The sequence below is a fragment of the Arthrobacter sp. TJ-263 genome, assembly GCF_058269155.1.
The window spans coordinates 1-19,979 of record NZ_JBZCNE010000001.1 but is presented as its reverse complement, the minus strand read 5'-3'; the positions used below and the strand labels follow the sequence as shown (position 1 = coordinate 19,979).

17 protein-coding genes are annotated in these 19,979 nt (G+C 71.6%); 6 read left to right on the top strand and 11 right to left on the bottom strand.

All coding sequences use genetic code 11. The features are described from left to right. Positions 1-48: 48 nt before the first annotated feature. Both AC4D2F_RS00085 and AC4D2F_RS00080 read left to right on the top strand, forming a co-directional pair. Positions 49-1,701 carry a sensor histidine kinase gene (locus AC4D2F_RS00085; RefSeq protein ID WP_104164194.1) on the top strand — a complete coding sequence of 551 codons (1,653 nt, stop codon included), beginning with the start codon at positions 49-51 and terminating at the stop codon, positions 1,699-1,701. Beyond that, complete coding sequence (locus AC4D2F_RS00080) at positions 1,698-2,420, top strand: response regulator (RefSeq protein WP_490909027.1); 723 nt, start codon at positions 1,698-1,700, stop codon at positions 2,418-2,420. The genes AC4D2F_RS00085 and AC4D2F_RS00080 overlap by 4 nt, the downstream gene beginning before the upstream one ends. 26 nt (positions 2,421-2,446) lie before the next feature. On the opposite strand, the gene AC4D2F_RS00075 is transcribed toward AC4D2F_RS00080, so the two are convergent. Then, positions 2,447-4,390, bottom strand: a complete 1,944-nt coding sequence (locus AC4D2F_RS00075; protein WP_490909026.1) for an AMP-binding protein — start codon at positions 4,388-4,390, stop codon at positions 2,447-2,449. Positions 4,391-4,582: 192 nt separating this feature from the next. Here AC4D2F_RS00075 and AC4D2F_RS00070 point away from each other — a divergent pair, with 192 nt between their 5' ends. The 4 genes from AC4D2F_RS00070 to AC4D2F_RS00055 are packed head-to-tail and all read left to right on the top strand — an operon-like array spanning position 4,583 to position 8,905. Continuing rightward, the gene (locus AC4D2F_RS00070) at positions 4,583-5,317 is read left to right on the top strand and encodes a GntR family transcriptional regulator (protein ID WP_490909025.1); all 735 of its coding nucleotides are present in this window, start codon (positions 4,583-4,585) and stop codon (positions 5,315-5,317) included. Continuing rightward, positions 5,280-6,800, top strand: coding sequence for an MmgE/PrpD family protein (locus tag AC4D2F_RS00065; protein WP_490909024.1), 1,521 nt, complete (start codon positions 5,280-5,282; stop codon positions 6,798-6,800). Before AC4D2F_RS00070 ends, AC4D2F_RS00065 begins: the two co-directional genes overlap by 38 nt. Before the next feature lie 9 nt (positions 6,801-6,809). Then, the gene (gene prpB, locus AC4D2F_RS00060) at positions 6,810-7,766 is read left to right on the top strand and encodes a methylisocitrate lyase (RefSeq protein ID WP_490909023.1); all 957 of its coding nucleotides are present in this window, start codon (positions 6,810-6,812) and stop codon (positions 7,764-7,766) included. Further along, positions 7,763-8,905 (top strand): bifunctional 2-methylcitrate synthase/citrate synthase, encoded by a 1,143-nt coding sequence (locus AC4D2F_RS00055; protein WP_104164182.1) that lies wholly within the window; start codon positions 7,763-7,765, stop codon positions 8,903-8,905. Before prpB ends, AC4D2F_RS00055 begins: the two co-directional genes overlap by 4 nt. Before the next feature lie 32 nt (positions 8,906-8,937). Here AC4D2F_RS00055 and AC4D2F_RS00050 read toward each other — a convergent pair whose 3' ends face one another. The 10 genes from AC4D2F_RS00050 to AC4D2F_RS00005 form a co-directional block, all read right to left on the bottom strand. Next, positions 8,938-9,489: an 8-oxo-dGTP diphosphatase gene (locus AC4D2F_RS00050; protein ID WP_181033504.1), complete on the bottom strand. Its 552-nt coding sequence runs from the start codon at positions 9,487-9,489 to the stop codon at positions 8,938-8,940. Between the two features lie 31 nt (positions 9,490-9,520). Further along, positions 9,521-10,483 (bottom strand): site-specific tyrosine recombinase XerD, encoded by a 963-nt coding sequence (gene xerD, locus AC4D2F_RS00045; protein WP_104164178.1) that lies wholly within the window; start codon positions 10,481-10,483, stop codon positions 9,521-9,523. Between the two features lie 5 nt (positions 10,484-10,488). After that, positions 10,489-11,175 carry an NUDIX domain-containing protein gene (locus AC4D2F_RS00040; protein ID WP_490909022.1) on the bottom strand — a complete coding sequence of 229 codons (687 nt, stop codon included), beginning with the start codon at positions 11,173-11,175 and terminating at the stop codon, positions 10,489-10,491. 1 nt (position 11,176) lies between these two features. Beyond that, on the bottom strand, positions 11,177-12,877 hold the full coding sequence (gene pyrG / locus AC4D2F_RS00035) for a CTP synthase (protein ID WP_490909021.1): 1,701 nt from the start codon (positions 12,875-12,877) through the stop codon (positions 11,177-11,179). Continuing rightward, positions 12,874-14,601, bottom strand: coding sequence for a DNA repair protein RecN (gene recN, locus AC4D2F_RS00030; protein WP_490909019.1), 1,728 nt, complete (start codon positions 14,599-14,601; stop codon positions 12,874-12,876). Before recN ends, pyrG begins: the two co-directional genes overlap by 4 nt. Then, positions 14,598-15,524, bottom strand: coding sequence for an NAD kinase (locus tag AC4D2F_RS00025; protein WP_490909018.1), 927 nt, complete (start codon positions 15,522-15,524; stop codon positions 14,598-14,600). Before AC4D2F_RS00025 ends, recN begins: the two co-directional genes overlap by 4 nt. After that, positions 15,517-16,365, bottom strand: coding sequence for a TlyA family RNA methyltransferase (locus AC4D2F_RS00020; RefSeq protein ID WP_490909017.1), 849 nt, complete (start codon positions 16,363-16,365; stop codon positions 15,517-15,519). The genes AC4D2F_RS00025 and AC4D2F_RS00020 overlap by 8 nt, the downstream gene beginning before the upstream one ends. Continuing rightward, positions 16,352-16,567, bottom strand: coding sequence for a hypothetical protein (locus tag AC4D2F_RS00015; protein WP_490909016.1), 216 nt, complete (start codon positions 16,565-16,567; stop codon positions 16,352-16,354). Before AC4D2F_RS00015 ends, AC4D2F_RS00020 begins: the two co-directional genes overlap by 14 nt. An 86-nt stretch (positions 16,568-16,653) precedes the next feature. After that, positions 16,654-17,643 carry an HAD-IIA family hydrolase gene (locus AC4D2F_RS00010; RefSeq protein WP_490909015.1) on the bottom strand — a complete coding sequence of 330 codons (990 nt, stop codon included), beginning with the start codon at positions 17,641-17,643 and terminating at the stop codon, positions 16,654-16,656. Continuing rightward, positions 17,636-19,273 carry a hypothetical protein gene (locus AC4D2F_RS00005; RefSeq protein ID WP_490909014.1) on the bottom strand — a complete coding sequence of 546 codons (1,638 nt, stop codon included), beginning with the start codon at positions 19,271-19,273 and terminating at the stop codon, positions 17,636-17,638. The genes AC4D2F_RS00010 and AC4D2F_RS00005 overlap by 8 nt, the downstream gene beginning before the upstream one ends. Between the last annotated feature and the right edge of the window lie 706 nt (positions 19,274-19,979).

Below are 19,979 nucleotides of genomic sequence, written 5' to 3'. Positions count from 1 at the left end.
GGGCCCACCCGGCGGTGCCGGCATCATTCGGAAGGAGCGCGGAGCCGCGTGAGTCGATGGAGCCTCGCCCGCCAGTTCTTCCTGGCCCAGCTCGTCTTCATCGTGGTCCTGTCGGCGTCCCTGTCGGTGATCCTCTATCTCGACGCGGCCCGGGGCGTGAACGACGCCGCAGCCGAGCGGATGATCGCGGTCTCCACGTCCATCGCCCTCGAACCCGCCGTCCTGGACGCCGTCCGGGGCCCGGATCCCACGGTGACGCTGCAGCCGTACGCAGTGGAGGTGATGGACCGCCTGGGCGTGGACTTCGTCACGATCATGGCGACCGACCGGACGCGGTTCACGCACCGCAACCCCGAGGAGATCGGCAGGCCCTACCTGGGGTCCGTGGCCGAGGCCCTGGCCGGGACCACGCACTCCGAGACCTACGTCGGGACCCTCGGCCCGTCCATCCGTGCGATCGTGCCCGTCGTGGACGACGGCGGCACGGTGCGAGCCATGGTCGCCTCGGGCATCACCGTGGACCGGGCCGCCATCGCGCGGAACGCGCAGCTCCCGCTCGTCGCCTGCATCGCCCTGGGCGCGCTGGCGCTGGGAGCCCTCGGCTCGTTCCTGCTCAGCCGGCGCCTCCGCGACGTCACGCTGGGCATGGGACCGGCCGAGCTCTCCCGCACGTTCGTGTTCTACGACTCGGTGCTGCATTCCGTGAGGGAAGGGCTGCTCCTGACCGACGCGGCGGGGCGCCTGGTGCTCTACAACGACCAGGCGGCCCGGCTCCTCGGACTCGACGGGTCGCAGGAGCCCGTCCCGGCGTCGCGCCTGGCCGTGCCGCCGTCGCTGCGCGAGCTGCTCGCCTCGGGCCGGCGTGCCCTGGACGAGGTGCACCTCACCGACTCCCGCGTCCTGGTGGTCAACCAGGAGCCCGCCGTCCCGCCCACTCCCCCGGGCCGCGCCTCCCAGGCCCCGGGGGCCCTGGGCACCGTCACGACCCTGCGCGACCACACCGAGATCGAGGCCCTGACCGGGCAGGTCGAGACCATGCGGACCCTCACGGACGCGCTGCGCTCGCAGACGCACGAGCACGCGAACCGACTGCACACCATCGTCTCGCTGGTGGAACTCGGCAGGGACGCCGAGGCCGTGGACTTCGCCACCCGGGACCTGCAGCAGTCGCAGCGGCTCACGGACGAAGTGGTGCAGGCCGTCGACGAGCCGTTCGTCGCGGCCCTCCTGGTCGGCAAGGCCGCCCAGGCCAACGAGCGCGGGATCGAGCTCACCTCGGACATCGACCCCGCCGCACAGGCCGGCTTGCTCGATCCCGTGGACCTCGTGACCATCCTCGGGAACCTCCTCGACAACGCCTTCGACGAGGCCGCGCGGTCCGAGGAACCCCGCGTCCGCCTCACGGTGCGGCGCGCGGTCGACGGCGACGCGCCGGTCCTGGAGATCGTCGTGGAGGACAACGGCAACGGCCTGCCGGACTCCGAGAAGGCGAGGATCTTCGACTTCGGGTACAGCACCAAACCGCCGCATGCGGCCGAGGGCGGGACCCCGGCGGGACGCGGCATCGGTCTGGCCCTCGTCCGCCAGGCGGTCCGGCGCTTCGCGGGAGCCATCGAGGTCACGGACACGGACGACGGCGGGGCGCGGTTCGCCGTCCGGCTGCCCGTCGCGTCGGCTCCCGACGACCGGGTCGGCGTATGAGTGCCATCCGCGTCCTCGTCGTGGAGGACGATCCGCTCGCCGCGGACGCGCACGCCGAATACGTCCGGCGGCTCGAGGGGTTCGAGCTCGCGGGAGTCGCCCGGAGCGGCGCGGACCTCGCGGCGTTCCTCCGGCTGGCCGGTGAGGAGCCGGGCCGAGGAGGGGCCGCCGTCGACCTCATCCTGCTCGACATGAACCTGCCGGACGCGCACGGCCTGGACATCATCCGCCGCCTCCGCGGCCTCGGCCTCCCCGTGGACATCATCGCGATCACCGCCGTGCGGGACCTGCAGGTGGTGCGCTCGGCGATCTCCTCCGGCATCGTGCAGTACCTCATCAAGCCGTTCACCTTCTCGGCCTTCCGGGAGAAGCTCGACGCCTACCGGGACTTCCGCCGGAATCTCGTGGAGCAGGCCTCGGCGACCACGCAGGAGGAGGTGGACCAGGCCTTCGCCTCGCTCAGGCCGGCCACCGTGGCGGCCCTCCCCAAGGGCATCTCGGCGGAGACGCTGCGCGCCGTCTCGGGGGTCCTGAAGCGAAGGCACGAGCCCACCTCCGCGGTCGAGGTGTCGGAGGCCCTGTCCATGTCCCGGGTCACGGCACGGCGGTACCTCGAGTACCTCGCCGACCAGAGGTCGGTCCTCAGGACACCGCGCTACGGCACCCGGGGCCGCCCCGAGTTCGAGTACACCTGGGCACGGACCCCGCCGGAACGGTAGCGACTGTCCCGACGGTCCTCGGCGGCTCACCCGGCCGGCGACGGGCGCAGCAGCGGCTCCAGTGCGTCGAGCACCGAGGGGTCCTCGATCGTGGAGGGGACGGCGTACGCGCCGCCGGCCGTCATCTGCCGCATCGTCTTCCGCAGGATCTTGCCGGACCGCGTCTTCGGTAGTGCCTCGACGACGACGGCGGACCGGAAGTCGGCCACGGGGCCGATGGTGCGGCGGACCATCGCCACGAGCTCGTCCTCGAGCGTCGCCGGGTCGATGGAGACGCCCGCCTTGAGGACCACGTAGCCGCTCGCGCGCTGTCCCTTGACCGGGTCCTGCACCCCGAGCACGGCGCACTCGGCGACGGCGGGGTGCTGGGCGATCACCTGCTCGATCGCGCCCGTCGAGAGCCGGTGGCCGGCGACATTGATGACGTCGTCGGTGCGGCCCATGACGAACAGGTAGCCGTCCTCGTCCAGGTACCCGGAGTCGCCGCTCGTGTAGAAGCCCTCGAAGTCGCTGAGGTAGGCGTCCCGGTAGCGGTCGTCACTCCCCCACAGGGTGGTCAGGGTGCCGGGCGGGAGCGGGAGGCGCAGGGCGATGCTCCCCTCGGTCCCGGCCGGGACCGGTGACCCGCCGGGGTCGAGGATCACGACGTCGAACCCGGGTGAGGGCAGGGACGGCGACCCCGCCTTCAGCGGCACCCCGCCCAGTCCGCGCGGGTTCCCGCAGATGGGCCACCCGGTCTCCGTCTGCCACCAGTTGTCGACGACGGGCACCCCCAGGACCTCCCCGATCCACTCCGAGGTCCCCGTGTCGAGCCGCTCGCCGGCCGAGAAGAGCGTCTCCAGCGAGGAGAGGTCGTGGGACCGGACGGCCGCCCCGGTCGGGTCCGCCCGACGGATGGATCGCAGTGCGGTGGGCGCGGTGAACAGCGCCGTGACGCGGTGCTGTTCGACGAGCCGGCCGAAGACCCCGGCGTCGGGGGTGCCCACGGGCTTCCCCTCGTACAGGACCGTCGTGGCGCCGGCCAGGAGCGGCCCGTAGACGATGTAGGAGTGACCCACCACCCAGCCGACGTCGGACGCCGTCAGCATGGTGTCTCCCGGCCCCACGCCGAAGATCGCCCGCATGGACCACGTGAGCGCGACGGCGTGCCCGCCGTTGTCGCGCACCACACCCTTGGGGGAGCCCGTGGTGCCGGAGGTGTAGAGGATGTAGAGCGGGTCGGTCGCGGCGACCTCCACGGGCGGGACGGCCTCGGCGTCGGACACCGCCTCGTCCCAGTCCAGCCACCGCGTCCCGGGTTCCCGGTACTCGGCGACACCGTGGCTGAACCCGTCCCGTGCCCTGACGACGACGGGCGTCCCGACGCTGTCGGCGAGCGCGAGCGCCTCCTGGACCGCGGGGAGGTACTCGACGCGGCGGGCAGGTTCGATGCCGCCGTCCGCCGTCACGATCGCGGCCGGCCTCGCGTCCCTGATGCGGGCCGCCAGTTCGACGGCGGCGAAGCCTCCGAAGACCACGGAGTGGACGGCGCCGATCCGCGCGCAGGCGAGCATGGCGACAGCGGCCTCGGGGATCATCGGCAGGTAGACGAGCACCCGGTCGCCCTTGCCGACGCCGAGGCGTGCGAGGACGCCGGCGAAGACGGCGACCTCGTCGCGGAGCTCGGCGTACGTGAGGGTGCGGACCGTCCCGAGCATCGCGGAGTCGTGGACGAGGGCCGCCTGGTCCCCCCGGCCGGCCTCGACGTGGCGGTCGAGCGCGTTGTAGCTGGTGTTGAGGGACGCCCCGGGGAACCAGCGGTGCAGGGGGGCGTCCGCGCTGTCCAGGGCCGCCGCGGGTGGGCTCGTCCAGTCGATCGCACGCGCGGCCGCGAGCCAGAACCGTTCCGGGTCCGCGAGGCTCTCCGCGTGCAGGCGTCGGTAGTCCTGGCCGGGCAGAGCCCCGGGTCCGGCATCGTGTTCAGCAGCCATGATCGCCCCTCGTCGCGCGTGGATGGTGAGGACCAGTATCCACCATCCCCTTCTGTATACACAGACGTGATTCTTTCCGGATGAACGCCGTACATTCTTGTACTAGTGGCCACTTCTGCATACATTGGAGTCGGTACTGCGCCGTGACAGCGGCCGGACCGGCACCACCAGGACGAGCGGGGAGGAGACGGGATGCGGGCCAGCGATCGCGCCTACACGCTCCTGCGCTCGGACATCGTCGAATGGCGGCTGGCCCCGGGGGACGTGCTCGCCGAGGTCGAGCAGTCGGCACGGCTCGGCGTCTCGCGGACCCCCCTGCGCGAAGCGCTCTCACGGCTCGTCGCCGAAGGCCTCGCCAGCCCGCACGCCGGGCGCGGCGTCGTCGTCTCCACGATCTCCCTGGCTGCGGTCGCCGATCTCTTCGACGTCCGTGTACCCCTCGAATGCGCCGCCGTCCGGCTCGCCGCCGTGCGCGGCGACCGCACCGTCTTCGCGGCGCTCGCCGGGGAGTTCGCCCGGGCCGGTCGGCTCATCGGGGACGACGACGGCGGCCAGGACGCCTACTACGCCCTCGTGGCGCGGCTGGACCAGCAGATCGACGACGCGGCCGGGAACCGCTACCTGCTGCAGGCCCAGAAACCGATCCGCACCCATCTGGCGCGGGTCCGGCGGCTGGCCCGGGACCATCCGGCCCGCCTCCTGGCCTCCGCCCGCGAGCACGAGCAGATCGCCCTCGCCCTGAGCACCGGCAACGCCGATCTCGCCGAGGCCTCGATGCGCGTGCACCTCCACACGAGCCTCCACCACCTGCTCGCCCCGCACCCGGAGACCCCCCGAACCACTCCTGGACCGAACCCCGAACCAGCCCCGCAGCACCGAGAGGAACACCATGGTCGAACTCCACCCCGTCCGCGTCCACCGCAGTGAGGAGAACCTCCCCCGGGAGGGCCAACTCGCCTGGAAGATCGCCGAGGTCGCCACGGATCCCGTCGAGGTCACGGCGGAGGTCGCCGACATGGTGATCAACCGGATCATCGACAACGCCTCCGTGGCCCTCGCGTCGCTCAACCGCGCGCCCGTCGTCGCAGCCCGCGCCCAGGCGCTGAGCCACCCGGTCTCCGTGCACGGCTCAGGTGCCGCCGTCTTCGGCGTCGACTCCCCCGTCTCCGCCGAGTGGGCCGCCTGGGCCAACGGCGTCGCCGTCCGTGAGCTCGACTACCACGACACGTTCCTCGCGGCGGACTACTCGCACCCGGGGGACAACATCCCGCCCATCCTCGCCGCGGCGCAGCACACCGGCGCCTCGGGCCGGGACCTGGTCCGGGCGATCGCCACGGGCTACGAGATCCAGGTGGACCTCGTGAAGGCCATCTGCCTGCACGAGCACAAGATCGACCACGTCGCACATCTCGGCCCGTCCGCCGCAGCGGGCATCGGCACGCTGCTCGGCCTGGACGCCGACGTCATCTTCCACGCCGTCGGACAGGCCCTGCACACGACGACGGCGACCCGCCAGTCCCGCAAGGGCGAGATCTCCACCTGGAAGGCGCACGCCCCGGCGTTCGCCGGGAAGATGGCCGTCGAGGCCATCGACCGCGCCCTGCGCGGCCAGACCTCCCCCACGCCCATCTACGAGGGCGAGGACGGCGTGATCGCCTGGCTCCTCGACGGCCCCCAGGCCGCCTACGAGGTGCCCCTGCCGACGCAGGGCGAGCCGAAGCGCGCCATCCTCGACACCTACACCAAGGAGCACTCCGCCGAGTACCAGGCGCAGGCCTGGATCGACCTCGCCCGGCGTCTCCACGGCGCGCACCCCGAGGCCACGGACCCGGCGAACGTCGCCTCGGTCGTCATCCACACCTCCCACCACACCCACTACGTAATCGGCTCCGGCGCCAACGATCCGCAGAAGTACGACCCCTCGGCCTCCCGGGAGACGCTCGACCACTCGATCCCCTACATCTTCACCGTCGCGCTGCAGGACGGTCGCTGGCACCACGAGGATTCCTACGCCCCCGAGCGGGCCGCACGGCCGGACACGGTGGCGCTCTGGCACAAGGTCACCACGCTCGAGGACCCCGAGTGGACCCGCCGCTACCACTCCCTGGACATCGCGGAGAAGGCCTTCGGCGGGCGGGTCGAGATCACGCTCACGGACGGCACCGTCATCACCGACGAGATCGCCGTCGCGGACGCACACCCCCTCGGCGCCCGTCCCTTCGCCCGTGCCGACTACATCGCGAAGCTGCGCATGCTCGCCACGGGCGTCGTCGACGACGCCGAGCTGGACCGCTTCGTCGCCGCCGTCGAGCAGCTGCCGGACCTGCCGGCCGGCTCGCTGGGGCAACTGAACATCCTGGCGCGCCCGGGCGTCGTCGATGCGGCCGCCGCGCCGCAGGGACTCCTCTAGGAGGCCGCCGTGCTGTACTCGAGCGTCACCCCCGACCAGAAGCGCAGAGCCCTCAGGGACGGGCTCGCCTCCGGGCGCGTCCAGCAGTTCCCGGGCGCCTTCAACCCGCTCTCGGCCCGCCTGATCGCCGACAAGGGCTTCGACGGGGTCTACATCTCCGGGGCGGTCATCGCCGCCGATCTCGGCCTGCCGGACATCGGCCTCACGACGCTGACGGAGGTCGCGCAGCGCGCCGGGCAGATCGCGCGCATGACCGACCTGCCGTGCATCGTCGACGCCGATACCGGGTTCGGCGAGCCGATGAACGTGGCCCGCAGCGTGCAGGAGCTCGAGAACGCGGGCCTCGCGGGCTGCCACATCGAGGACCAGTTCAACCCGAAGCGCTGCGGCCACCTCGACGGGAAGAACGTCGTCGACCTCGACACGGCCGTGAAGCGCATCCGTGCCGCCGCCGACGCCCGCCGGGACCCGAACTTCCTCATCATGGCGCGCACGGACATCCGCGGCACGGACACCCTGGAGGCCGCCTGCGAGCGGTCGCGGGCTCTCGTCGAAGCCGGGGCCGACGCCATCTTCCCCGAGGCCCTGCGGAGCCTCGAGGAGTTCCGCGCCATCCGTGACGCCGTGGACGTGCCGATCCTGGCCAACATGACCGAGTTCGGCAAGAGCGACCTCTTCACCGTCGAACAGCTGCAGGAGGTGGGCGTCACCATGGTGATCTATCCCGTCACGCTGCTGCGCAGTGCGATGGGCGCCGCCGAGCGTACGCTGGACTCGATCAGGACGCAGGGGACGCAGGAGCCGGCCGTGGCCGGCATGCAGACGCGGAGCCGGCTCTACGAGCTGGTGGACTACGAGGGCTACAACCGCTTCGACTCCTCCGTCTTCGACTTCGAGATTCCCGACGGACGCCCGTCGGGAAGCCCCGGATCCGCACGACCGACTGCACAGGAGGACCAGGCGTGACAGAACCACAGATCCACAAGGGGCTCGCGGGAGTCGTGGTGGACTACACCGCGATCTCGAAGGTCAATCCGGACACCAATTCGCTCCTGTACCGGGGATACCCCGTGCAGGAGCTCGCCGGGCACCGCGACGTCGAGGACGTCGCCTACCTGCTGTGGAACGGCGAACTGCCGGACCCCGGGGAGCGGGCGCGGTTCGACGCCTTCGAGCGCGCGCACCGGGCCCTCCCCGAGCAGGTGGTCGCGGCGATCGACCTGCTGCCGCTGACGGCCCACCCCATGGACGTGGCGCGGACGGCGGTCTCCGTGCTGGGCGCCTGCCACCCGCTGGCGAACGACACCTCGGTCGAGGCGAACATGGAGAAGGCCGCCACGCTGTTCGCGGTGTTCCCCGCCGTCGTCGCGTACGATCAGCGCCGCCGCCGCGGGCAGGCCCGCGTGGAGCCCCGCGACGATCTCGGCTACTCGGCGAACTTCCTGTGGATGACCTTCGGGGAGGAGGCCCCCGCCGAGGTGGTGCACGCGTTCGACGTCTCGATGGTCCTGTACGCGGAGCATTCCTTCAACGCGTCGACCTTCACCGCGAGGGTCATCACCTCCACCCTCTCCGACCTGCATTCGGCCGTGACCGGCGCGATCGGCGCCCTCAAGGGAGCACTGCACGGCGGGGCGAACGAGGCCGTCATGCACACCTTCGAGGAGATCGGCATCCGCGAGGACGAGTCGACCGAGGAGGCCGCGGCCCGTGCGAAGGCGTGGATGGAGGAGGCGCTGGCCGCAAAGAAGAAGGTCATGGGGTTCGGCCACCGCGTCTACAAGAACGGCGATTCCCGGGTCCCCACCATGAAGTCCGCGCTCGACGCCATGGTTCGACACTACGGCCGCAGCGAGATCCTGGGGCTGTACTCCGGCCTCGAGACGGCGATGGACGAGGCCAAGGGCATCAAGCCGAACCTCGACTACCCCGCCGGGCCCACCTACCACCTCATGGGGTTCGACACGGAGATGTTCACACCGCTCTTCATCGCGGCGCGGATCACCGGCTGGACCGCGCACATCATGGAGCAGACGGCCGCCAACTCGCTCATCCGCCCGCTGAGCCTCTACAACGGGCCGGACGAGCGGCACGTCGGGGGCTGAGCCCGCCGTCGGCGGCGTCGTCGTCGTCGTGCTCAGTCGACGACGACGCCGGCGACGCTCTCGTTGTCGGTGGCCATGACGAACCGGGCACGGACCGGCCGTCCTGCGAGGAGCGCCGGGATCCAGTGCGGGGCGTCCTGCCACATGTCCTGCCAGGGGATGGCGTCGACGCCGTACCAGCGCGGTTCGATCTCCTCGCAGGCTTCGGCTGCGGCGTCCCCGGCCTCTGCCGTGAACAGCGACGCCGCCATGTTCCAGGCGGGCTCTGCGGGGAAGTGCCAGGTGATCTCCCCGGCCGCATGCACGTCCGCCGGCACGAGATCGATGCCGCTCTCCTCCGCGACCTCGCGCACCGCCGCCTCGCGGGCGGTCTCCCGACCGTCGATCTTCCCGCCGAGGGCCACGACCCGGCCGGTACCGAACCCGGTGCGCTTGAGACCGAGCAGTACCTGCCTGCCGCCGCGACCGTCACCGCCCTGGTCGCCGTCACCGACCCTGTCACCGTCACCGTCCCGGAAGAGGAAGCACAGGACCACACGCCGGTAGTCGACGCCGTCGATGCGCACCCACTCGCCGGATGGCACGGGACCCGCGTCCCGCCCCGGCGCTCCCGTGTCAGGCAAGGGCCCGCGGATGGGCCGCCGCGTACACTTCCCGCAGCGTGTCGGCGGTGACCAGCGTGTAGACCTGCGTCGTGGTGACCGAGGCGTGGCCGAGGAGTTCCTGCACCACGCGCACGTCCGCCCCGCCCTCGAGCAGGTGGGTGGCGAAGGAGTGCCGGAGCGTGTGGGGCGACACCTCGCGCGTGACCCCGGCGCGTTCTGTCGCGGTCTTGAGGATGGTCCACGCGCTCTGGCGGCTGAGGCGCCCTCCCCGCATGTTGAGGAACAGGGCAGGACTGCCCGTGCCCTTCGAGGCCAGACCCGGGCGGCCCTGCACGAGGTAGGCCTCGACGGCCCGGGCGGCGTAGGACCCGACGGGGACGAGGCGCTCCTTCGACCCCTTGCCGGTGAGCCGGACCACGGCGGGGCCGTCCGCGGCGTCGGTCACGGAGACGTCGTCGACGTCCAGCCCCACCGCCTCGCTGATCCTGGCCCCCGTCGAGTACAGGAACTCGAGCAGGGCGCGGTCGCGCTGGCCCGAGGGCGAGCCCGTGTCGACGGCCTCGAGGATGCGCACCACCTCCGGGACGGGGATCGCCTTCGGCAGGCGGCGCCCCGCCAGGGGCGGGTGCACGTCGCGGGCCGGGTCCCCCGCGGTGATGCCCTCCAGGGCCCAGAACCGGTGCAGGCCCCGGACTGCGACGACGGTCCGCGCGGCGGACCGCGGGCTCAGGGGCGACAGGCCGTCCTCCCCCGAGACGACGGCCTGCGCGAAGGCGGAGACGTCATGGCGCGTGATGCGGGCGGCGTCCTCCACGCCCCGGGCGCCGAGGAACGCCTCGTACCGCCGCAGGTCGCGCCGGTAGGCCGCGAGCGTGTTGGCCGACAGGCCTCGCTCCACGGACATGTGCTGCAGATAGTCGCGGACGAGCACGGTCAGCGGTCCGTCGTCGCCCGCGGGTGCCGTTCCCGGCATGATCGTCAGTCCCCGAGTACTGCACCGCGCGGCCAGGCGGAGTGCTGGCTGGGGTGCTCGGGCCAGGGGGCCGACGCGGGGCGGAGAGCGGCGAAGCCGTCCTCGCGTGCCACCCGGGCCGCGAGGATCGCCGCGGCCGCGGACGGGCTGTGGATGCGCCCCTCGAGGACGGCGTCCACGGCGGCGTCGAGGTCCACCCATTTCAGCTCGATCTCGGCTTCCTCATGGGTGCGCGTGTGCCGGTCCGCCTCGGGGACATCCCCGACGTCGCGCGCCAGATAGACGCGCAGCGCCTCCGAGGAGGACCCCGGCGAGAGGAACAGGTCCACGAGGACGTTCCATCGCCCTGCGGTGAGATCGGCTTCCTCCGCGAGCTCGCGGGCCGCGGCGTCGACGAAGTCCTCGCCCTCCTCGTCGAGCAGGCCGGCGGGGATCTCCCACAGCGCCATGCGCACCGGGTGCCGGTACTGGCGCAGCAGGAGGACCTGGCCGTCGTCGTTCAGCACCAGCACGGCGACGGCACCCGGGTGCTGGATGAAGTCCCGGGTGATGGTCTCACCGTCGCCGGTCAGCGTGAACTGCTCGCTGACGACGTCCCACACCCGCCCCTCGTAGACCGTGGTGGTCCCGAGGAGCCGGCGCGGGCTCTGCTCGTCGCCGAAGCCGGCGTCGCTGCTCCCCGAGGGCTGCACGTCAGACCTTCGCGCCGCGGCGTTCGAGGGCGGCCTTGACCAGGCCGGCGAACAGCGGGTGCGGCCGCGTGGGGCGCGAGCCCAGTTCGGGGTGGGCCTGCGTCGAGACGTAGTACGGGTGCACGTCCTTCGGCAGCTCCGCGAACTCCACCAGCTTGCCGTCCGTCGTCGTGCCGGAGAACACGAGGCCGGCGTCAGCGATCTGCTCGCGGTACTCGTTGTTCACCTCGTACCGGTGGCGGTGGCGTTCGAACACCGTCGTCTTGCCGTAGGTCCCGGCGACCACGGAGCCTTCCTGGAGCTTGGCCTCCCAGCGGCCCAGGCGCATGGTGCCGCCCATGTCACCCTCACCGCTGACGATGTGGAGCTGCTCCGCCATGGTCGCGATGACCGGGTACTTCGTGTCCGGCTCGAACTCGCTCGACGACGCGCCCTCGAGGCCGACGACGTTCCGGGCGTATTCGATGACCATGCACTGCAGTCCGAGGCAGAGGCCCAGGGTGGGGATCCTGTTCTCCCGGGCGTAGGTCAGCGCGCCGAGCTTGCCCTCCAGGCCGCGGATGCCGAAGCCGCCCGGGATACAGATGGCGTCGACGCCGTCGAGGGCCTGCTTGGCCCCCTCGGGGGTCTGGCACTCGTCCGAGGGGACCCACTTGATGGTGACCTTCGTCTTGTTCGCGAACCCGCCGGCGCGCAGCGCCTCGGTGACGGAGAGGTACGCGTCGGGCAGGTCGATGTACTTGCCGACGAGCGCCACCTCGACGTGGTGCTTCGGGTTGTGGACGACGTCGAGGAGCTTGTTCCACCGCGTCCAGTTGACGTCCTTGAACTTCAGGTCGAGCGCCTGGACGATGTACGCGTCGAGGCCCTGGGCGTGGAGCGTCTTCGGGATGTCGTAGATGCTCGGGGCGTCGGCCGCGTTGACGACCGCGTCGATGTCGACGTCGCACATGCGGCCGATCTTCTCCCGCATCGCCATGGGCACCTCGCGGTCCGAGCGGATCACGATGGCGTCGGGCTGGATGCCGATGGAGCGCAGCATCGCCACGGAGTGCTGGGTGGGCTTGGTCTTGAGCTCCTGCGAGGGTCCGATGTACGGGACCAGGGAGACGTGCAGGAAGAAGACGTTGTTCCGGCCGATGTCCTGGCGGACCTGGCGGGCCGATTCGAGGAAGGGCTGCGACTCGATGTCGCCCACCGTCCCGCCGATCTCGGTGATGATGACGTCCGGTGCCTTCTTGCCCGGAGTGTGCTCCGCCGGCAGGCGCATGCGCCGCTTGATCTCGTCCGTGATGTGCGGGATGACCTGCACTGTGTCGCCGAGGTACTCGCCGCGGCGTTCCTTCGCGATGACCGTCGAGTACACCTGGCCGGTCGTCACGTTCGCCGACCCGTCGAGGTTCTCGTCGAGGAACCGCTCGTAGTGCCCGATGTCGAGGTCGGTCTCTGCGCCGTCGTCCGTCACGAAGACTTCACCGTGCTGGAAGGGGTTCATCGTGCCGGGGTCGACGTTGAGGTAGGGATCAAGCTTCTGCATCGTCACGGAGAGGCCACGCGCCCTCAGGAGGTGACCCAGGCTGGAGGCCGTCAGTCCCTTGCCGAGTGAGGAGGCCACGCCGCCAGTCACGAAGATGTGCTTGGTCGTTGCGGATTTAAGGAACCGGGAGTTTAGTTGCTGCGCCACGGAATTCGAGACTATCACCGAGCGGCGGTCCGGGCAGCATCAGCGAGCAGTTCCTCCGCGTGGGCGCGCGCCGAGGCCGAGTCCTCCTGGCCGGCGAGCATCCTCGCGAGCTCGCGGACGCGCTCGTCGTCGGACAGCACCTCGACGTCGCTGGCCGTCACTCCCCCGCCCTCCCCGTCCCGGGAGACGTTCTTGGTGACCCGGATGTGCCGGGCGGCGAACGCGGCGACCTGCGGCAGGTGGGTCACCACGATGACCTGTACGTGCTCGGCCAGCATGGCCAGCCGCCGACCGATCTCGACGGCGGCCTTGCCTCCGACGCCTGCGTCCACCTCGTCGAACACGAAGGTGGGCACCGGGTCGACGGCGGCGAGGACCACTTCGATCGCGAGCATGACACGGGAGAGCTCTCCGCCCGACGCCCCCTTGCCCAGGGCACGCGGCGCGGAGCCGGGATGCGGCTGCAGGTTGAAGGAGATGTCGTCCGCACCGTGGACGGAGAGCGACTCGCCCGGCGTGACCTCGATGAGCAGTTCGGCGTCCGGCATGGCCAGCGCCGTCAGCTCGTCGCTCACCTTCCGCGCCAGGCTCTCGGCCGCCGCGCGGCGGAGGGAGGACAGGGTGTCGGCGAGCCCGTGCACCTGCCGGTCGAGGTCGGCGATGACGTCGTCGAGTTCCTCCACGCGGGAGGAGTCGCCGCTGAGTTCGAGCAGCCGCTTGACGGCGTCCTCCTGCCACGCCAGCACCTCGTCGATGGTGGGGGCGTACTTCCGGACGAGGACGGAGAGTGCGGCCCTCCGCGACTCGACCTCCTCGAGCCGGCCGGCGCCCTCGCTGTCGAGCGCCGTCCCGTAACCGGCCAGTTCCGCGGAGATGTCCGCCAGGAGGTAACCCACCTCGGCGAGCCGCTCGGCGAGCCTGCCCAGGTCGGCGTCGTGCTCCGCGACGGCCTCGAGCTGGCGTTTCGCCTCGTCGACCAGGGAGACCGCGTCCGCGCTGGCCCCGATCTCCTCGGACACGAGGGCCTGATGGGCCACGAGCGCCGCGGTGCGGAGCTCCTCGAGGTTGCCGAGGCGCATCGACTCGGCCTTCAGGGCGGCGTCCTCTCCCGGCTGCGGGTCGAGGTCGCCGATCTCCGTCAGCGCCGCCTCGAGGCCCTCGGCCTCCCGCAGGCGTTCCCGAGCCTCGCTCCTCAACCGGTCACGCTCGGTGAGGGCGTCGCGCCACTGGCGGAACGCCTCACCGTAGGCGCGGAGCGCCTCGTCGACGGGCTTGCCGCCGAACTTGTCGAGCGCCTGCCGCTGCGCGGCTGCGCCCTTCAGCCGCAACTGGTCCGATTGCCCGTGCACGACGACGAGTTCGTCGCCCAGTTCGGCGAGGACCCCTACGGGCGCGGCGCGGCCTCCCACGTACGCCCGGCTGCGACCCTCACTGGTCACGGTACGGGCGAGGATCAGCTCGGCCATGCCGTCGTACTCCTCCAGGGCGGCTCCTGCCTCCGCGGCCCGCAGGGCGGGGGAGCTCGTCGGTTCGAGCCGCAGCACGGCCTCGGCGGACGCTGATCCGGCCCCGAGCCGGACGGCGCCGGCGTCGGACCGGGCACCGCGGAGCAGTCCGAGGGCCGTGATGACCATCGTCTTGCCCGCGCCGGTCTCGCCGGTGACGACCGTCAGGCCGGGCCCGAGGCGGAGGGTGGCGTCGGTGATGACGCCGAGGTCGCGGATGCGCATTTCCTCGATCATCGTGTGGGTCCGTCCTGGTGCTGCAGGGGGCCCCGCCACCCCTGGATGGGCAGTTCGAACTTGCGGACGAGGCGCTCGGAGAACGGCGTCTGCCGGGTGCGGGCGAGGCGTACCGGGTTGTCGGAGCGTCGCACCTCGATGCGCGCGCCGGGCGGCAGGTCGATGCTCCGCCGTCCGTCGCACCACAGCACGCCGGCGGCGTCGGTGCGGGTCAGCAGTTCGACGGCGAGCACGGAGGTGGGCGCGACGACGAGCGGCTTCGCGAACAGGGCGTGGGCGCTGATGGGCACCATGAGCAGTGCCTCGACCTCCGGCCACACGATGGGTCCGCCGGCGGAGAATGCGTACGCGGTCGATCCGGTGGGGGTGGCGAGGACCACGCCGTCGCAACCGAAGGAGCTGACCGGGCGGCCGTCGACCTCCATGACCACCTCGATCATGCGTTCGCGGTTCGCCTTCTCGATGGCGGCCTCGTTCAGCGCCCAGCTCTGCCCGAGCAGGGTATCGCCCTGCCAGACGAGGACCTCGATGGTGGTCCGCTCCTCGACGGTGTAGCTGCGGTCCGCGACCCAGCGCACCGTCTCGGCGAGGTCGGCCCGCTCGCTCTCCGCGAGGAAGCCCACGTGCCCGAGGTTGACGCCGAGCAGGGGGATGTCGGCCTCCCGCACCAGCTCCGCGGCGCGCAGGATGGTGCCGTCGCCGCCGAGGACCATGACGAGCTCGACGTCGCCGAAGTCGACGCCGTCGGCCAGCTCCTCGGCGGGCGCGGCGAGGGCGCCGTACTCGCCCTGGAGGTCGGCGAGTTCCTCCTGGCGCATGACGGGCGTGAGCCCGAGGTCGTGGAGGCGCGTGCACGCTTCCTGCGCCGCGATCATCGCGTTCCTGCGGCCTGTGTGCGCGAGCACCAGAATTCGTCTACTCATCAAGCTCCGTCTGATTGGTCGGTCGGGGCGGCGGGAAGAGTGCTGCCTGGGCGAGCGCCTGTTCCGTCAACCGGTCGAGCTCCCCCTCGATCCTAGGCACCATCGCCCGGCTCGGCATCTTTATCCACACGAAGTACTCGAGGTTGCCATCCTGTCCGGGCAATTCGCTCTGCGCGAGGCCGCCGATGTCCAGCCCGCACTCGAGGGCGCTGCGCAGCACGCCGGCCACCGCGCGCCGGCGGGCCTCCGGCGACGTGACGACGCCGAGGCGGTTGAGGCCGCTGCGCCCCACCTCGAACTGGGGTTTCACCATCAGGAGCAGATCTCCGCCGGGGACCGTCGCGCCCGCCAGGGCCGCCATCACGAGCCGGAGGGAGATGAACGAGAGATCGGCGACGGTCAGCTGGACGGGCCCGCCGATGTCCGCGGGCTCGAGGTGCCGGACGTTCATGCCCTCGAACACGTGCACCCGCGGGTCGTCGCGCAGCTGCTGCACGAGCTGGCCGTGACCCACGTCGACTGCCGCGACCTCGCGTGCACCGCGGCGGAGCAGGACATCCGTGAACCCGCCGGTGGAGGCTCCGGCGTCGAGGCAGCGCCGACCCGCCGGGTCGACGCCGGGGAAGGCGCGCAGGGCGCCGTCGAGCTTGGTCCCTGCACGGCTCACGTAGTCCTCGCCCTGCTCCTCGACGGAGAGGACGTCCCCGGGCGGGATCGGGATCGAGGGCTTCCGCGCCACGACGCCGCCCCTGAGCACCCTGCCGGCGGCGATCAGCTGGGCCGCGTGCGAGCGGGAGCGTGCCAGCCCCCGGGCCACGAGTTCCTGGTCAAGCCGAGCCATGGGCTCCCGCCTGACGGGGCGTCCGGTCCTGGTCCAGCTCCCCGCTCAGCCGGTCATGGACGTCCAGGTACACGCCGGCGTGCTCCGCGACCGGGAGGTCCTCCAGCCCGTCGAGGAGTCGGAGGATCCGGTCGACGTGTGTGTCCCCCGTCCAGGACGACGGCGTGCCGCCCTCCGGGGCGTCGGCCTGCGCCTCGTCCATCTGATCCCCTCCCGGTGGTTTGCGTGTAGCGGTGTGGTCTGCGTGTAGCGGTGTGGCCTGCGTGTCCGGCGCGTGCTGCGTCCGGCCTAGCCAGCGGCGTCGAACCTCACGTGGGGTACGGTCGCCGTCGTCGTTCCAGGGTGGGCGGCCCACCAGGCGGCGCAGGCCGCACGCCAGCTGTCGACGTCGTCCTCGCGGCCGGTGATGGTCACCGTCGAACCGGAGACGCGCGCCGTCGCGTCGCCACACGTGGATGCGCCGGCCTCGCCGGTGACCGCGGGGTACTCCTCGTACAGTTCCGCGAGGGAGCCGAGGAGGTAGTCCGGGCGTTCGTCGGCGCGTGCCGCCAGGGCTGTCCTGACGGAGTCCACGCCGGTGAGGACGAGGGCTGTGGCCATGCCCGCCCGGTTGCCGCCCAGGATGTCCGTGTCGAGGCGGTCCCCCACCACGAGGGCGCGCTCGGCGCCCGAATGGCGTGCGGCCGTCCGGAAGAGAGCCGCCTCCGGCTTGCCGGCCACAGAGGGTGATCGTCCGGTCGCGGCGGTGACCGCAGCGACCAGGGTCCCGTTGCCGGGGGCGATCCCGCGCTCCTGCGGGATGGACAGGTCGGTGTTGGTCGCGACCCACACCGCGCCCGCGGCGACGGCGTAGGCCGCCTCCGCGAGGTCCTTCCACCCGAGGTCCGGCGAGAATCCCTGGATGACGGCGTCCGGGGTGTCAGCCGCTGATCCGACGACGACGAGCCCCTGCTGTCGGACGCAGTCGGCGAGGGACCTGCTGCCGACCACGAGGACCGACGAGCCGGCGGGCACCAGGCCGGCCAGCAGTTCCGCGCCCGCCAGCGCGGACCCGAAGACCTGGTCGCCACGGGCCGGCGCTCCGAGTTCCCGCAGGTGTGCGGCCACCTGCTCGGAGGATCGCGACGCGTTGTTCGTCACGTATGCAAGGCTCTTGCCCTCGTCCGCGAGCCGTTCCAGGGCGGCCGTGGCCCCCGGGATGGCCCGAGGTCCGGCGTACACGACGCCATCGAGGTCCGCGAGCACGCCGTCGTAGGCGTCGATCAACCGATCACTCATCGACGGCGTCCTGCGGCCCCGTCACGTCGGACGCCGCTGAGAACTCGACCGGCGTCGACGGTGCCACTGCAGAGCCGGCATCCTTGGCATCTTCGGTGTCTTCGGCATCCCCGGCATCCGACGGCGCGAGGTCAGCGGTTCCCGCGTCATCCATGCTGAACAGCATCTCGGTCTGGAGCGGCTGCACCGCAGCAGCCGACTCACCGGCCGGGATGGCGTCGACGGGCACCGGGTCGGCCTTCACTGCCGGCTCATCCGCTTCGGTCGAAGCACCCGCCGGCTCAGGCGCGCCCTCGTGCTCGCGCTCGTCCGTATCCTCGTCAGCGCCTTCCGACACGGCGGCGGAAGGCCGCTCGCCGTCAGCAGGCTCTTCGACCGCTGCTGCCGCTCCGACGGCATCGGCATCATCCGTTGCGTCCACTCTTGACACATCGTCCGTAGCGTCCGCCGCGTCGAAGAGCGAAGCGGCTTCCGCGGACTCGTCGGCGGACTCGTCGGCGGACTCGCCGGTCACTGCTGACGCCTCACCGGCAGGCCTGTCGGCCGCGGCGCCTGCGGGCGCTGGTGCTGGTGCACCGAGGATCTCCGCCACCTTCGGCACCGGGCCGGGAGCAGGTTCGTCGTCCTCGCCGAGGTCGATGATGTCGGGCTCGAGCTCGTCGTCCAGGCCGAGGGCCTTCTCCGCGACCCGGGCCTGGCGCCGCCACTTCTCCGACTCACCGGACCGTCCGGCCGCGTCGAGAGCCGCCGCGTAGGCACGGAACAGGCGGGGTGTGAAGGAGAACGCCCGGTGCAGGTCGAGCTGAGGGATCTCCAGGGCGGCGACGGCGGCATCCAGCTGGCCCAGGTCCGTGCGCGCACCGGACACCACCATGGCGAGTTCGGCCTTGCCCGCGGCGTCCAGCGATTCGGCCTCCTCGCTGCGGGCGAGGTCCAGCGCCCTGTCGGGACGCCCCAGACCGCGTTCACAGTCGGCCATCACCGGGAGATGGACATTGGAACCGCTGATCCTGCGGAACGTCCGGAACTCACGGAGGGCTTCACCGTAGTGTCCCGCACCGTACGCCGTCAGCCCGACGGCCTCCCGGACGGCAGCGAGTCGTCCGCCGCGGCGGCTGGCAGCGAGGGCATGCTGGAAGGCGAGCTCCGGGTCGACGTCGAGCAGTCGACCCGCCATCACGAGGTGCTTGGCGACCCACAGAGCGCTGCGTTCCTCGAGGTTGCGGATCTGCGCCCGCGTCACGCGGTCGAGCTCGTCGCCCTTGACGTCCTCGTCGATCTCCGGGGAACGCTCGCGGTCCGGCCTGTTGGCACTCCGGAGGTCCCGTGCGTTGTGGGGGCGTGGCGCTGCGGACTCCTCCGCCCCGTAGCCCTGATGGCGGTCACTGTCCCTGCGCTCGGGGCCGGCACCTCTCTCCTGGCGATCCGATGGTCGCCGGTTGGCGTTGCCGCGCTCGGGTGAACGCCGCTGCCCGGACTGGCCCTCACCGGACGAGGACCGCGACTGCCACGGCCGGTCGCGACCCTCATCGGACCGGCGCGTCGGAGCCTGGCCGCGGCCGGAGGAACGCGACTGCCGGTCGGCGGCGGAGCCCGACGACGACCCACCGCGGGAGGCCGATCCACGCAACTCGGCGCCTCTCCCCTCCTCGGAGCCTCGTGCCGGACGACCTGTCGACCGCGGTGCTGTCCGATCGGGATCCTGACCTTTGCGGTCACTCCACTGCTGCCTGCTGCCAGCGGCCCCGGGCTGACCCGTCCGCTCGTCGCGTGGCCGATCCGCACGGTCCCGGCCGGCTCGCTCAGGCCGCCCGCCCCGGCTTCCAGCACCATGCGCGTCCGACTGCCCCTTCCAGGCCGGCCGATCGGTGCGACTGTCAGCCGACGCACGGGGAGTCGACGAGCGAGAGTCCTTGCCGGCCGACTTCGAGCCCCAGGAGTGGTGGCGTTCGGGCTGACCGGACCCTCCCTGATTGCCTTCCGGCGCCCCGTCCGACGGGTCGGCATCTCCGTCTCGTCCGGCAGTGTGCTCCTGCTCAGCCATGGCAGCGCGGTCCTCTCATCAGGTTCCGGCATCTCTACCGGCGGGTCTCTATTGTGCTGTGGGTTCTACCCATCTATGGAACCACGAAGCGATCGCCTCTACTTCATCGTGCTACCCGGGACGGCCGCTTGTGGTGCATGCCTCTGCGCCACGACGTCGCGTGTGCGGGCATACCGCCGGCCGGCTTGTGGTGGGTGGGTGGTTAACGAGGAAAGACCCCACCGTGGTGGGGTCTTTGCTCGTGAGTGGTTGTCCGGCGGTGTCCTACTCTCCCACACTCTCTCGGGTGCAG